Source organism: Pseudoalteromonas sp. RW-H-Ap-1 (assembly GCF_048318575.1).
Taxonomy (GTDB): Bacteria; Pseudomonadota; Gammaproteobacteria; order Enterobacterales; family Alteromonadaceae; genus Pseudoalteromonas.
In genome coordinates this window covers 1,416,258-1,430,092 of sequence record NZ_CP166996.1, presented here as the reverse complement: position 1 = coordinate 1,430,092, position 13,835 = coordinate 1,416,258, and the positions used below count along the sequence as shown (strand labels likewise).

Genomic DNA, 13,835 nt, shown 5'->3' with positions numbered 1-13,835 from the left:
TATGGCTAATTATTATTCAAGTCCAAAAGCACTTGCACCTAAATCGGCACTGCTTACGATATTTCTAAATCCAGTAAATAATTCACGGCCTGTACCAAATGTTTGGCTTGCTTGGCTAATTTGTAGCTCACGCTGTGCAAGCTCTTCGTCGCTTACATGCACTTTTAAAATACCATTTGGCGCATCTAAAGTAACAATATCGCCTTCATGGATTTTAGCTATAATGCCACCTTCTACCGCTTCAGGTGCTAAGTGGATTGCCGCTGGTACTTTGCCTGATGCACCCGACATACGTCCGTCGGTAACTATGGCCACTTTATAACCCTGATCTTGTAATGTTGCCATTACCGGCGTGAGCTTATGAAGCTCTGGCATACCTTTAGCTTTAGGGCCTTGCTCTTTAAGAACAGCAATAAAATCTTGGTTAAGTTCACCACGGCTATAAGCATCTTGTAACTCACCTTGAGAGCTAAATACTTTAGCTGGCGCCGACACCACTTGATGCGATTCTGCAACAGCAGAGACTTTAATAACGGCTTTACCTAAGTTGCCCGTTAATAGCTGTAAACCACCTTGCTTACTAAATGGATTATTTACAGGGCGAAGTACTTCTTCATCATGTGAGTTTTCTGGACACGCAACCCATTTAACTTTACTTGGGCCATTGGCATCACTCATAATCAAGTTATCGTCTTTATCAAGCAGTGGCTCACACATGTAAGGTGCAAGGCCTTCGCCTAAAATAGTGGTTACATCTGTGTGAAGATAACCAGCACCTGCTAATTCACGCATTAAGAAGCCCATACCGCCAGCTGCTTGGAAATGGTTTACATCAGCTGAGCCATTAGGGTAAATACGCGTCAGTAATGGTACAACTGCTGATAAATCAGACATGTCTTTCCACGTAACCTGAATACCAGCCGCTTTTGCAATTGCCACAATATGGATTGCATGATTGGTTGAGCCACCGGTTGATAGCAAACCAACCAGGCCATTAATAATGGTTTTTTCGCTGATCACATCCGCTAAACACGGGCCATCTTTGTTTTCTGTAAGCTGCTTAAGCATGGTCTCAACGGCATTACCCGTTAAGCCATCACGCAATTCTGTGTATGGATTGATAAACGAGCTACCTGGTAGGTGTAAGCCCATAATTTCCATAAGCATTTGATTTGAATTTGCAGTGCCATAAAATGTACACGTACCGGCACTGTGATAAGATGCGCTTTCTGCCTCTAATAGCTCTTCACGTGACACTAAGCCTTGTGCAAACTTTTGACGAATACGCGCTTTGTCTTTGTTTGGAATACCTGACTGCATTGGTCCTGCTGGTAAAAAATACACAGGCAAATGGCCAAATGATAAAGCGCCAATTAATAAGCCTGGAACAATTTTGTCACATACACCTAAACAAAACACACCATCAAACACGTCATGCGATAACGAAACCGCAGTAGACATAGCAATAACATCACGAGAGAAAAGCGATAGTTCCATGCCGTCACGCCCTTGGGTAACGCCATCACACATCGCAGGAACACCTCCAGCAACTTGCGCGGTTGCGTCAAATTTAGTGGCAATGCTTTTAATTAAATCTGGGTATTCTTTGTAAGGCACATGCGCAGATAACATGTCGTTGTATGAATTAATAATTGCAAGGTTTGGCACCTCATCTGCTTTTAAACGCGCTTTGTCATCGCTACTGCACGCAGCCATAACATGGGCAATATTGCCACAGCCTAAACCAGCACGAACTCTTGTTTGTTTTTTTGCGTGCGAAATACGATCTAAATAGGCTTGACGGGTTTGTTTACTGCGCTCAATAACGCGTTCTGTGACTTCTTGAATTCGAGGGTGCAACATAATTTTACTCATCTCTATTCGTTAGAGGATAAAGGCTCAGTAACAATTATAGACTCCACGAAAATAACTGTACTGAGCATCTTTGACTTACCCGTTCAAAGGTACGCTACCAGGGAGCCTCTCACAACAACCCTGACACCGGTGTCAGGGTATTAACGCATGACACTGACACCGGTGTCAACCCTGAGTAATAAAAATAGTCCTTTTTTTAACATGTACAATAAATAAACGTGAATTTTTAGTGAAATACCAGCGGCAAATAATGAAAATCAAAAATGCAGATAAAAAAAGCCCGAGTAAGCGTCACTCATACTCGGGCTACTGTGAAAAAGCGGTTTTTATTTTACGGCTGCGGTTGACTCACGCGTGATTAATTTTGCTTCTAAAATCACTTTGTAAGGCGACTCTTGCGGCTCAATAATGTGGGTAATTAACTGGGTAACAGCTTGTTTAGTCATTTCTTCTACAGGTTGCGCTATAGTCGTTAGGCCTGGCCAAATATGACGCGCTATGGGAGCGTTATCAAAGCCAGCAATAGAAATGTCATCTGGTACACGTAAATTACGCTGTGTAGCTAATTTAAGCACGGCTGCTGCCATGTAATCATTCGATGCAAATACAGCCGTAGGGCGTGGCGATAAATCTAAAATACTACGGGCACTGTCTACCCCTGAATGGTAACTAAAGTTACCCTCTTCAACTAAGCGTTCGTTAAATTCAATACCATGGCTTGCTAGTGCGCGCCTGTAGCCTTTAAAACGTTGCTGTGTAGCACTGTGATCTGGGTGACCTTTAATAAACGCGATAGAGGTATGCCCTAAGTTTATTAAATGTTCGGTAATTTCAAATGCGCCCTGCTCGTCATTACTGGTAACAGAAATAGAGTCATCTTCTAAAATAGCAGAAGCCACTCGAGCATAAGGAATTTTTTTAGACTTTAAAAAATCAACCAACTCTGAAAAGTCACAAAATGGCGGCGTAAGCACTAAACCATCAAGCCGTGATGACTGCAATAGCTGCTCTATGTTGTTAATGAGTGCATCACCTCTGAGCTCACAAGGGTGAATCAGCAAGTTATAGTTGTTTTCTTGGCATGCAGCTAATGCGCCTGTTTGCACACGGGTAATATAACTTTTACTTGGATTGTCGTATAAGCAACCAATAATAAAACTACGGTTTTGTGCAAGTCCTCGAGCAATGGGATTAGGTGTGTAATCAAGCTCTTTAAATACCGCTAATACTTTTTCACGTGTGGCCGCACTCACATTTGGTTCGTTATTCAATACGCGCGATACTGTTTTTTTAGATACACCGGCATAACTGGCAACGCTATTTATAGTGACTTTTTTCATCTATTTATTTCCAAATGTATGCAACGTAATTAAACCTGTTGACTCGTATGCAAACACGCGGCAGCACCAATTAAAGGAATGTTGTCTTGTGTTACTAAAGTGACCGGAATTTGGCCTGTATATTGCGACATAATGCCCTTTTGTAAAAAACGCTCAATAAAACGGCTTTCTAGTAAACGAGCCTGCATTCTTGGTAATATGCCACCACCAATGTAAAGCCCACCAAGAGCGCCATAAGCAAGCGCCAAATCGCCAGCAACACTGCCAATCCAATCGCAAAACTGATTAAGGGTTGCGTCACACACTTCACATTCACCGCTATTGGCTAAGCTGCTAATTTGCGCCGCATCTAAATTTTTTGCAGCCACCCCTTTAACCGCCGCCATAGCTTTATATAAATGAGCAATGCCTGGGCCAGAAAACACCGTTTCTACCGATACATGTGGGTGGTCTTTTTTAAGCTCTTGAATAAGTTGAGCGTCAAGTTCGTTTACGGCCGACAGTGAAATATGGCCGCTTTCTGAGCTCATTACCGCACACGAATGTGCTGTACGCACTAAACACGCAGCACCAAAGCCTGTACCTGGTCCCATTACACCAATATTAGCAGTGTCATCTGCTTGGCCAGGTTTAACCGTTACGTTTCGAGAAAGGTCTAAGTACGGAGCAGCATAAGCAAAAGCAGCAAAGTCGTTTATTATGCTTAATTGTTCAAAGTCAAAATGATGTTTAATATCATTAACGCTAAAGTGCCAACCTAAGTTAGTTAAGTGAACTTGGCCTGCGTTAATTGGACCTGCTACGGCAAGACATGCACGTTTAGGATTTATATGAGACACTGTTGATAAATAATACTCAGTGGCACTTTCGAGTGATCCATAACTAGCACTTGGAAACGTATGGTTATGTTCAATGGTAAATTGATTACTCGATTCGTCGAACCCAGTTATCAATGCAAAACGGGCGTTTGTACCGCCTATATCGGCAACCAGAATAGGCTCAAAGTGTGTGCTAGAGTGTAAACCCATAGTGTTATCTCTTTTGTTTAAGTAATGAGTACTTATTATTTTAATGGGGTATCCATTGATACTTATTTACTTTGAGCTATCACCTCAAAGCAGCTATCACTGTAAAAAAATGCTACCTTTAATAATAAAGGTAGCTAATACGTTTTGACAACAAAATGATAAAACGCCGTCATTGTGACACCGGTGTCATGTTAAAATCAATAAAAAAATGCCTTTATTGACAAATAAGCTTGAAAAAAATCATTAATAAACGAGAATAGCCCCTTATTGTCCTCTTAAGTAAGTAATCGTGATGAAAGGTAAAGCCACCTCATTTGATATAGCCCATTATGCTGGGGTGTCTCAATCTACAGTTTCTCGTGCTTTACGAAATAGTCCTTTGGTAAATGATGAAACCCGAAGACGAGTTCATGACATTGCCAAAAAGCTTAATTACAAAGTTGATAAAAACGCCAGTAACTTACGCACTCAACAAAGCAGCACCCTTGCGTTATTGTTGTTTGAAGACCCTACCTCTGACGAATCGCAAATAAATCCGTTTTTTTAGCCATGCTAGGCAGTATTACTCGTGCCTGCGCTAAAGAGGGTTATGATTTACTTGTGTCATTTCAATCGGCAAGTGCTGATTGGCAGGCAGACTATGAAGACAGTCACCGAGCAGATGGCATCATTTTATTAGGTTATGGCGACTATATAGACTTTCAGCCTAAATTTAATACTTTGCTTGAACAAAACACCAAGTTTGTTTGCTGGGGAGCAAGTGTTGATAACCGCCCCGACTTAACCATAAGCTGCGACAACTATGGAGGCGGAAAGCTCGTTGCTGAGCATTTGTTGGCTCATAATCGCAAAGATTGCGCGTTTATAGGCGATGCGTCTGATCATAGTCCCGAGTTTTTTGCCCGCTTTAATGGCTTTAAAGAGGCGTTACAACAAAATGGTATTACACTCAATGAACGTAAAATTGCCAATGCAATTTCTACCGAAGAATCTGGCTATCATGCCACTCGTTCTTTAATTGCTAATAACATTACTTTTAATGCACTTTTTGCTGCCAGCGATTTGATTGCCATAGGCGCAATACGCGCGCTTAAAGAAGCTAATATTAACGTACCAAAAGATGTAGCCGTAATCGGCTTTGATAATATATCTATTGCCAGTTACATTAACCCGCCGCTGACAACCATAGAACAAAATACCACTATTGCTGGGCAAATGTTGGTTGAGAACTTACTAAAACTCATCCGTGGCGAACAAGTGCAAAGCACCCTACTACCACCGCGTTTAATTGCACGTGGCTCAAGTTAATTCATTGAGTTAAACCATTTTTTAAAAGTAGTAAAATTAAGGGCAATAGCGCCCTGACGCCCTTAAATTTATCAGGTTTTATTGCTTATTTACGGTCATTTGTCCTTTTTGTTTTTATTAGTAGAGCAAGCGCTTTCGTTGCATTAACAGGCTATTCACACCTCGCTATCACATTAGTTTTTTTAATCTGAAACTGGCTGTTTTTGATGTAATTTTTCACTCGTCAATGCACGTTTTTATCACTACAATCCTGCTTTTATTTTCATGTTAAATTTTCAAGTGATCATCTCATGCTATTAACCATCGTTTATATTATAGGTATTACAGCAGAAGCCATGACCGGTGCTCTTAGCGCTGGACGCAGAAATATGGATTGGTTTGGTGTTATGTTGGTAGCCAGTGCCACAGCTATTGGTGGTGGTAGCGTGCGAGACATTTTATTAGGTAACTACCCACTGACTTGGGTAAAACACCCAGAATATTTACTGATCACTTGCCTAGCCGGTATTGTTACCACTTGGTTGGCCAAATGGGTGGTTAAATTTAAAGGCATATTTATGCGTCTAGATGCCTTAGGGCTTGCAGCGTTTAGTATAATTGGCTGCCAAGTTGGGCTAAATATGGGTTTGCACTATGGAATTTGTGTTGTCGCAGCCATAGTGACAGGTGTATTTGGTGGATTATTGCGTGATTTAATTTGTCGCCAAGCGCCATTAGTACTTCATCATGAACTTTACGCAAGCGTAGCGCTTATTGTTGCGTGTTTATACTTAGCACTACACCACTACAACATTGATGACAATATCAGCGTGGTTGCAAGTTTAGTGGTAGGCTATTTAATTCGTATGGCGTCGGTACGCTTTAAATGGCGCTTACCAACATTTAATTTATTAGAGCCCGCTAATTTAAACAATGAGCAATAAAACCAGCAGTAATTAACGGCTTGCTTTATCGCGATAAAATAGCCCAATCAGTTTTTGGGCTATAAATGCCAAGCCTAAAACAAGCCCTGCCGCTAAACACACTATGCTCAAGGGCATAAACAAGCTTTCATGTAGAACACCATTATGATCAATATATTGATACACACTGTTTTCTATCAGCATAAAACCCATGCCAAGCAATAAAAAGCAAACACTTAATGTGGCTGTTTTATTTGTAAAAAAGCGCATAATCTATCCATAAATATTTTATTAAATTGTCGTAATAGCAGTTTGAATGAGCGAATATTAATCCACAGTGACTGAGCAACATTAATTTTTTAAAATAAAAGTCACAGTCATTAAACTAAGCTTTTAGACATATAATAAAATCTGTCATCTTCTTTAACTATGTTGAAACCCGAGCGTGTGTAAAGCTTGTGCGCTGGGCTGATTTTAAAAACGCGAAGCCTAAGTTGCATAGCACCTCGGAGCACAGCTAAACGAGCACACTCATTAATTGCTGCTGCACCAAACCCCATATTTTGAAACGCAGCATCTACTTGTAGGTCACGTATATAGCAACCCTCATTATCAAAAGCCAAGCGCATTGCACCCACTACATCGCCATTTAACAAAACATCCCAATTTTCAAGGTCTGAAATTTGCTCACATATTTTAAGTTGCTGCCAATCAACACCATAATGCTCATAATATCCACGCATATTGGTATAGGTTAACTGTGCAGAAGCCATTAAATCGGCTGTGGGTTGATAACACATATTCATTATTGTCATTCCTTTGTTTAGCGACTTTTACAAAGCATGCTGCGGCTGCTGGTTTTTAAAATATTTATTTACTAATAATGACTGCAACAAGCTAGTACTACTTGATGTAGCCCAGTATAAGCCAATTGCAGAAGGGAAATTAACGAGAGTAACAATACAAATAATTGCGGGAATTAGGAACAATAAGGTGCTGGTTTGCTCTGCGCTACCAGGCATCATCATCATAGATAAATATGTAATAACCCCCACTAGTAACGAAAGCGCAATATCAGGCTTTGCAATACTGGAAATCCAAGCAAACTTACTAGTAAATACAATTTGTTGCAAAGCTTGAAAAGTTCCTAGGCCAAATACGCCTTGGCTTGCCATATTAATCACACTTTTTTTATCAATAAACTTAATGTTATGCTTTTTATACAGTGCCATAGTTAATTTTGCGATTTCACTGGGCTGGTCTTTATAGTTGCTTTTTATGCTATCTAGCTCAGGTTTTAGTGCGGCAATTGCTTTTTTATTTCTAACCATGTTAACCATAGCAACAAGGTTAATCGGCATTAAAACTAATCGTCCAATAATGGTAAACAAAATAATAGCAGCCGCTTGGCTTACGCCCACTTCTTGAGTAAAAAAGGTGATTGATTGCACAATAAAATCAGTAAATAAACTCCAAATTTCCATTTTAGTTTTCCTTTTAATATTATGTATTAAAAGTAACCATTACGACATATTATGTCAATGATTTATTTTTAACTAAAAATGGGTTGCTATTTAACTGTGGTTTAGATTCTGATATTTAGTCATATGGATATTGCAGCGCGACTAAAAATATTTTATTAAATCTAGTGTATTTGTTTTGGTGGTTTATTAATTACATGCTTTAACCAATGTGTCCATAAAGCAAACATTAAAAGCATCGAGTTTATGCCGATCATTATCCAAGGCCTCAACTCAAATGCAAAAACACTAATAACAAAAGGAATAAGAGGGATAGAGAAACCAATTGTTGTCAGTAATACCCCAGGATAAAAGAATAAGAATCCCCAGTTTGTCTTTAGATATAACCCTATGGCAGAAGTAAATAAAAGAATAATCCATATAATTATTAGCAAGTTATTTGCAAGCGTCAATCCAACCGCCCCTATGATTGAAAACATTTCCCAATTAACGAGCAATGTAAAAACGATCAGAAAAGAAATAACTCTTTGTCCATATTTGTATACTAAATCTTGCATATCGACTTACTACCTAAATTAAAAAACAAAATTAAAGATGGGTGTCTTGTTTAGTTGTGTTAATTATTTTTTAGGTTTTCGTAAGTACGTATGCACGGGATATAACTAAAGGAAAAAAATCTTCTTCTAAAAGTACAGCCCATTGTCCATCACCAAAACGTTCAATACGATTCGCATTTGTTAGTACATTACGTAAATTATCATGGGAAGCAATATCTATATTGGACATGATCTTTTTTACTTCACGTGGGTCATAATCAATTTTAAACCATGGAGGAGCACATAGAGCATTCATAAATTTATAAATAACTTCAGGATATTTAGGATAACCACCTAAGTATTCTATATCCGGTAACGCCTCCTTAGCCCGCCTATAGTCTTTTTCAAGTTTTTCCACATCACTTTTTGAAAACATACACCCTCCATGAACCACAAGACATAATAACTCACACACGGTGTTAGCTTAATTCAAACCCAGCACCTCTAACGTGAAACCCATCACTAAAAAATTAAGATGGGTGTAAGCTTTATTTTTATTGAACCAACAATGTACACAGTAAACCTAATATTCAATTCACAACAATCACACTTATCAAAAAATTTAATAAGCACGACAGAAACATGCCTTACTATTGCTTATTTTTAACCATAAGATAGTCAATAGTTACAACACATATAGAAAAGTAAAGTACGCCAAGGTACTTCCACAATAAGTACTTTGCACTATCGAGTGAAAAAATATTAAAAGAAAATAAGCGACCGTCCTTTATAACAAAGACTAAGGCCAGAAAAAGTAAACATCTCATTATATTTAAATAAGTTAAACGGTTAAGTTTATCAAGAATGAAAATGATAGAAGATCATATAATGACACCCATTCTAACTGCTATTTAACCTGTGGCACAAAATTCACTATTAAGCTCTGCATTTAGTTTCTTGCAACTTTAAAAGGCTAGTTTCAGCTTTAAGTAAGTAAATACCGTTGTAAAACTTAAATGACAGACATGAAAATACCTGCTCTATGCAGTTAAAGTACTTATTTGATTAGACTCTATGCGAGTAATTTTTCGCAGTTACTCATGTTTGCTCGCCGCTTTCTTCCTAGATTTTCACAATAGCTTTCATGTGAAGAAGGTCTACCGACTGCACCATGGAACACACGCGTAAATTGTGTCGTCAATTTCAGCCAGTTTTCAGGGCTAATATTGACTCGCTCTAGTAAAGGTAGGTATATGTTGTCAATGTGTCCCCGCTTATCTTCTCTTATAACACGGCCTGTTAATTCAACGAGTTCAAGATAGGATTTAAGTTCAAAAGGTAGGCCTTTTGGCATGATTTGGCGTGGTAAGCCTGCAAAACGTAATAAACTTTTAGGCTGCTTGCCTGTTGCTGCACTTTCTAATCGCTTTTTCACGCTGGTATGATTTGATTCTTCGGGGCTGCTGGCTATCTTTGCTCTAATTGGATTTAAATCTACATACGCCATGCAAGCAGCTAGTGCGGCTTCATCTAGCAAGGCTTGTGATTTAAAGCGCCCTTCCCAGAATCGACCAGTGCAGTTGTCTTCTTTATTTGCTTTGCGCGCAATATCTTCATTTAACAAGCGCATAAACCAACTGATGCTAGATAGCCGCTCTCGGTATTGTTTTACTGTTTGATTGAAAAAGATAAGCTCTGCTTTAGTGAGTTTTTCACCTTGCAGGTATTTTTGCGTTAATAACGTGCCTTTACACACTTTATGCCAACGAATAATAATGGCTTTGTCATTTAGCCTATTGGCCTTTTTATCATCTACATACAGTACTAAATGAGTGTGATTACTCATTACAGCATAAGCACACACATCTATGCAAAATACTTTCGCTAGTGCAAGTAACCTATCTTCAACCCAGCTTCTGCGGTGCTCATACGATTGACCTGTAAAATGGTCTTCTCCGCATAAAAAGGCTCGGCGTACACAACGTGAAATACAGTGATAATATCGCGTATCAGCCAAACTAACCTGACGCTTTCTTGCAATTGCCATAGAACACCCTGCCTATTTATTCATACTGCCTAAAGCATAGTTTGAAACCATTGTAAGCACAAAATTAAAGATGGGTGTCTCGTTTAGTTTGTGCTGTAAAATTATGAATTTCATGTTTTCTAAAAAAATCACTTATTATTTTTAAATCGCTTGTTTTTGACACTACAAAGTCATAAACATCAATTCTTTCACCATGTTTGTTGGCAATAGTTTTATAGTAATCATCAAACTCAATTTTGACTTTCAAAGAGTCAACCCGAACTCTTACTAGAGTGTGATTTTGTGACGCTCGAATAACAACGTAAACCTCGTTATTACCTACTGAATTAAATCTGTATTCGGGGTAAGCTTTTTTATTAATAAAGCCATAATTTGATCCCGAGTAACAACTAACCAAAAACTCTTTCACAGGATCAAAATGAGCTTGTGCATCGGGTCTATTTTTAAACCAAGAAACCACTGCTGGCTTAAATTTAATATCTGAATTTCGTGGCTCTCTTTTCATGCACTAAAACTCCATGAAGACTCAAAGCATATAACGCCCAGCTAAGCCGCCGGAACGGAGTTGATGGTTTTGTGCGAGCGTAGCGAAAAAGCACAAAACGAGTAACGCAGTGGAGGTCGGTTTGAGCTGATTGTTATGCGCATGAACTAGCAAACACCACGTTTAAAAAACCTGCATACGCCCAAATTAAAGTTCCTAGAATGGTGAATATGATATAGGTGGAAATATTCTCATACTTTTTGAGCACGCTATCTATATTCGACTGCTTAATTCGATCTATACTTTCTCGATCTGTTACAAGTTCTGCCATTGGTGAGCCACCAACTGCATAATGCTCCCCCTCTAGCGTGGACTCTAAATCCTTGGGATCAATTTCCTCGATAGGCAACGCATAACTGAATGAAGCCAGCAAGCCAAAAATAGAAAGCAATGCGCCGAATGCTGCAAACCAAGTAAAGTCGGCTAAGTAGATTGATAAAAAGATATGGATAACAAGTAATACAGCCACGATTCCACATAGCACTTTCTTTGAACTACTTGAAAGCTCATGAAGGGCTTTGACAAATTTTATTTTTCTCGAAGAGAACTCTTTACTCAATTTCGTGCTCCATGGCTAATTGGCGCATAACAATTTTATAGTGCGCTCGTCGCGTATATTTCTGCCAACGTCACGCTAATATATTCATTAATTACTTTTTAACAAATAACTTAACTCATTGCTAGCTATAATTATTTCTTGCTACTAAATATAATAAAAAAAGAAAGTGCACTCGGCGCTCATTTTCTTGAATATGAGAGAAAAACAACCATACTGTATGTTTATACAGCCACCGACATTGGTAATGATATGAAAACGCGTTCACCATTTTAAAATTACATCGCTGAATCTATGTTGGTACGTCAGTATTCATTACGTACCGTAAATACCTACCTGTGATGGGTTGCATTTTATAGTGATTTTCCTGATAAGCGCCATGGCGCCAGATGAAGTTAAGCTAATTATGATTCATTAAAATGCGCTATAACTTAGGGCAATGCAATAAAAACATTTTTACAAAAAGGGGCTAACGTATGTTAGCCCCTTTTTGTAATTTTATTACAGTGTGTTATTCAGTAACAACAAACCATAGCCAGCGAGTTGCTCGTCATTGAGGTCGTGTTGCCAGTTAGGCGTTAACCCATCGCGTTTAATACTACTGATGGTTTGTGGGTTAGCGGTTAAATTAAGTATAAACATACTTTTACTGCCGTTTAACTCGCGGGTTATTTCAACAAGGCCGTTGTTATGCTGTGTTAATTCATAACGGCCTTTAATACCCAGTTCTGGGCGCTGTTTTTTTAGTGCGATTAAGTGCTGGTATAAACGCCATAGTGAATCAGGTTGTGCTTGTTGCGTTTTTACATTGCGATCAGCTGCATTAATTTGCTGTGCTAAATATTCAGGCCACCACTGGGTGTAGTTATCACCAAACAGTTCAGCCTGCTCAACCCAACTTGTTTGAGCTTGAGTAAAACCAGCTTGGTTGCTGTTATTCCACTGCATTGGCGCGCGTTTATACACATCGTGACCTGTTCCACCTTGTGTTAAACCAACCTCTTCGCCGTAATAAATATACGGTGTACCCGGAGAGCTAAATAACATGGCGGCAGCAAGTTTTGCTTTATCGTCGTGCTCTGCAAGTTGATAAGCCACACGTTCTTGGTCGTGATTAGTTAAAAACGGTGCAAAAAAATCAAGCGGCGCAGTTGAATCAATACGCTGCTGTAAATTTTGTTTGAGCACATTGGCATCAACTGTGCTCGCTTGTTGGTTAGATTGCATGGTGCCAAATTGCGCTTCACCACTGGCATCGGGTTTTAATAAGCCCAGTATTTTATAGCCCACTTCAAAATCAAAGCCTTGGTCGAGGCCTTTACCTTCGCCAAAGTATTTTGCTGCAACGGGAATGTCAGCCCATGCTTCACCCACTAAATAGGCCTCTGGATCAACGCTTTTTACGTATTGGTTAAAGTGCTGCCAATATGCAATGGTTTCGTCGGTATCGGCTTGCGCATCTGCGCAACCTTCCATGGCAAAACGAACTGCGTCTAATCTAAACCCTGCAACGCCTTTATCAAGCCAAAACTTAGCCATTTTTTCCATTTCGGAAACAACATCAGGGTGGCGTAAATTCAAGTCAGGTTGGCTCGCTCCAAACGCACCATAGTAATACTGCTGGCGTGTTTCATTCCAATGCCATACAGCATCGGGTTTGTCGTTATTACTCCAAGCATGTCCCCAACCACTTCCGGCTTTTGGCATATCGTCGCGCCAAATAAAGTAATCTGCATAAGGGGCTTCATTATTTGCTGAACGTTGAAACCATTCATGGTTACTTGATATATGATTTATAACTAAATCAAGTATGACTTTCATGCCTTTGTCGTCAGCAGCTTTTATAAAGGCTTCAAACTCGGCCATGCTGCCGTAGTCGTTTTCTACTTGGTAAAATTCAGTAAAATCATAGCCATGATACGACGGTGCTTCAAACATCGGGGTTAACCACAGTGCATTTACGCCGAGCTCTTGTAGATACGGTAGCTTTTGGGTCATACCATTAAAATCGCCATGGCCATCAGCATTGCTGTCGTAAAAACTGCGTGGCCAAATTTGGTAAAAAATGGCGCTTTCCCACCAAGGGTTTGCTTGTTGTTCAGTATTTAGTGGCGATGTTTCGGTGTTATTCGTTTTGTTATTTAATGATGGTGCGCTTTGGCAGCCTGTTAGCATGATTGCTAATGCTAATGCGCTCAAGGTAAATGTTTTCATTTCA

Annotated in this window: 13 protein-coding genes and 1 pseudogene; 2 read left to right on the top strand and 12 right to left on the bottom strand. The window is 39.4% G+C overall.

Going from position 1 to position 13,835, the window contains the following annotated elements; all coding sequences use genetic code 11:
- Positions 1 to 12: 12 nt before the first annotated feature.
- The 3 genes from edd to glk all read right to left on the bottom strand — a co-directional run bounded on the left by edd (position 13) and on the right by glk (position 4,243).
- Entirely contained in the window at positions 13 to 1,863 is a 1,851-nt protein-coding gene (gene edd / locus AB8618_RS06650) for a phosphogluconate dehydratase (RefSeq protein ID WP_138604846.1), read from the bottom strand.
- A gap of 338 nt (positions 1,864 to 2,201) precedes the next feature.
- Positions 2,202 to 3,215, bottom strand: a complete 1,014-nt coding sequence (locus AB8618_RS06645; protein WP_010389842.1) for a LacI family DNA-binding transcriptional regulator — start codon at positions 3,213 to 3,215, stop codon at positions 2,202 to 2,204.
- Between the two features lie 29 nt (positions 3,216 to 3,244).
- Entirely contained in the window at positions 3,245 to 4,243 is a 999-nt protein-coding gene (gene glk / locus AB8618_RS06640; protein ID WP_409425307.1) for a glucokinase, read from the bottom strand.
- Between the two features lie 292 nt (positions 4,244 to 4,535).
- On the opposite strand from glk, the pseudogene AB8618_RS06635 reads away from it, so the two are divergent.
- Positions 4,536 to 5,551: pseudogene (locus AB8618_RS06635) on the top strand (LacI family DNA-binding transcriptional regulator).
- A 290-nt stretch (positions 5,552 to 5,841) separates the two neighbouring features.
- Positions 5,842 to 6,474 carry a trimeric intracellular cation channel family protein gene (locus AB8618_RS06630; RefSeq protein WP_075169453.1) on the top strand — a complete coding sequence of 211 codons (633 nt, stop codon included), beginning with the start codon at positions 5,842 to 5,844 and terminating at the stop codon, positions 6,472 to 6,474.
- A gap of 12 nt (positions 6,475 to 6,486) precedes the next feature.
- On the opposite strand, the gene AB8618_RS06625 is transcribed toward AB8618_RS06630, so the two are convergent.
- The 9 genes from AB8618_RS06625 to AB8618_RS06585 all read right to left on the bottom strand — a co-directional run bounded on the left by AB8618_RS06625 (position 6,487) and on the right by AB8618_RS06585 (position 13,831).
- Complete coding sequence (locus tag AB8618_RS06625; RefSeq protein WP_409425305.1) at positions 6,487 to 6,723, bottom strand: DUF3955 domain-containing protein; 237 nt, start codon at positions 6,721 to 6,723, stop codon at positions 6,487 to 6,489.
- Positions 6,724 to 6,833: 110 nt separating this feature from the next.
- Complete coding sequence (locus tag AB8618_RS06620) at positions 6,834 to 7,259, bottom strand: GNAT family N-acetyltransferase (protein ID WP_409425304.1); 426 nt, start codon at positions 7,257 to 7,259, stop codon at positions 6,834 to 6,836.
- 27 nt (positions 7,260 to 7,286) lie between these two features.
- Complete coding sequence (yidC, locus tag AB8618_RS06615) at positions 7,287 to 7,937, bottom strand: membrane protein insertase YidC (protein ID WP_409425303.1); 651 nt, start codon at positions 7,935 to 7,937, stop codon at positions 7,287 to 7,289.
- 161 nt (positions 7,938 to 8,098) lie between these two features.
- Positions 8,099 to 8,491, bottom strand: coding sequence for a hypothetical protein (locus tag AB8618_RS06610; RefSeq protein ID WP_409425302.1), 393 nt, complete (start codon positions 8,489 to 8,491; stop codon positions 8,099 to 8,101).
- A gap of 70 nt (positions 8,492 to 8,561) precedes the next feature.
- Positions 8,562 to 8,906, bottom strand: a complete 345-nt coding sequence (locus tag AB8618_RS06605; RefSeq protein WP_109874716.1) for a DUF6508 domain-containing protein — start codon at positions 8,904 to 8,906, stop codon at positions 8,562 to 8,564.
- A gap of 636 nt (positions 8,907 to 9,542) precedes the next feature.
- Positions 9,543 to 10,517: a transposase gene (locus AB8618_RS06600; RefSeq protein WP_413401862.1), complete on the bottom strand. Its 975-nt coding sequence runs from the start codon at positions 10,515 to 10,517 to the stop codon at positions 9,543 to 9,545.
- Positions 10,518 to 10,581: 64 nt separating this feature from the next.
- On the bottom strand, positions 10,582 to 11,022 hold the full coding sequence (locus tag AB8618_RS06595; protein WP_409425300.1) for a hypothetical protein: 441 nt from the start codon (positions 11,020 to 11,022) through the stop codon (positions 10,582 to 10,584).
- A 133-nt stretch (positions 11,023 to 11,155) separates the two neighbouring features.
- The gene (locus AB8618_RS06590) at positions 11,156 to 11,620 is read right to left on the bottom strand and encodes a hypothetical protein (protein ID WP_409425299.1); all 465 of its coding nucleotides are present in this window, start codon (positions 11,618 to 11,620) and stop codon (positions 11,156 to 11,158) included.
- Positions 11,621 to 12,118: 498 nt separating this feature from the next.
- Entirely contained in the window at positions 12,119 to 13,831 is a 1,713-nt protein-coding gene (locus tag AB8618_RS06585) for an alpha-amylase family glycosyl hydrolase (protein ID WP_409425298.1), read from the bottom strand.
- Positions 13,832 to 13,835: the final 4 nt, after the last annotated feature.

What these genes read in the sequence shown, in the direction of transcription:
- edd (WP_138604846.1), bottom strand. Translation starts at nt 1,863, where the DNA reads ATGTTGCACCCTCGAATTCAAGAAGTCACAGAACGCGTTATTGAGCGC.
- AB8618_RS06645 (WP_010389842.1), bottom strand. Translation starts at nt 3,215, where the DNA reads ATGAAAAAAGTCACTATAAATAGCGTTGCCAGTTATGCCGGTGTATCT.
- glk (WP_409425307.1), bottom strand. Translation starts at nt 4,243, where the DNA reads ATGGGTTTACACTCTAGCACACACTTTGAGCCTATTCTGGTTGCCGAT.
- AB8618_RS06630 (WP_075169453.1), top strand. Translation starts at nt 5,842, where the DNA reads ATGCTATTAACCATCGTTTATATTATAGGTATTACAGCAGAAGCCATG.
- AB8618_RS06625 (WP_409425305.1), bottom strand. Translation starts at nt 6,723, where the DNA reads ATGCGCTTTTTTACAAATAAAACAGCCACATTAAGTGTTTGCTTTTTA.
- AB8618_RS06620 (WP_409425304.1), bottom strand. Translation starts at nt 7,259, where the DNA reads ATGAATATGTGTTATCAACCCACAGCCGATTTAATGGCTTCTGCACAG.
- yidC (WP_409425303.1), bottom strand. Translation starts at nt 7,937, where the DNA reads ATGGAAATTTGGAGTTTATTTACTGATTTTATTGTGCAATCAATCACC.
- AB8618_RS06610 (WP_409425302.1), bottom strand. Translation starts at nt 8,491, where the DNA reads ATGCAAGATTTAGTATACAAATATGGACAAAGAGTTATTTCTTTTCTG.
- AB8618_RS06605 (WP_109874716.1), bottom strand. Translation starts at nt 8,906, where the DNA reads ATGTTTTCAAAAAGTGATGTGGAAAAACTTGAAAAAGACTATAGGCGG.
- AB8618_RS06600 (WP_413401862.1), bottom strand. Translation starts at nt 10,517, where the DNA reads ATGGCAATTGCAAGAAAGCGTCAGGTTAGTTTGGCTGATACGCGATAT.
- AB8618_RS06595 (WP_409425300.1), bottom strand. Translation starts at nt 11,022, where the DNA reads ATGAAAAGAGAGCCACGAAATTCAGATATTAAATTTAAGCCAGCAGTG.
- AB8618_RS06585 (WP_409425298.1), bottom strand. Translation starts at nt 13,831, where the DNA reads ATGAAAACATTTACCTTGAGCGCATTAGCATTAGCAATCATGCTAACA.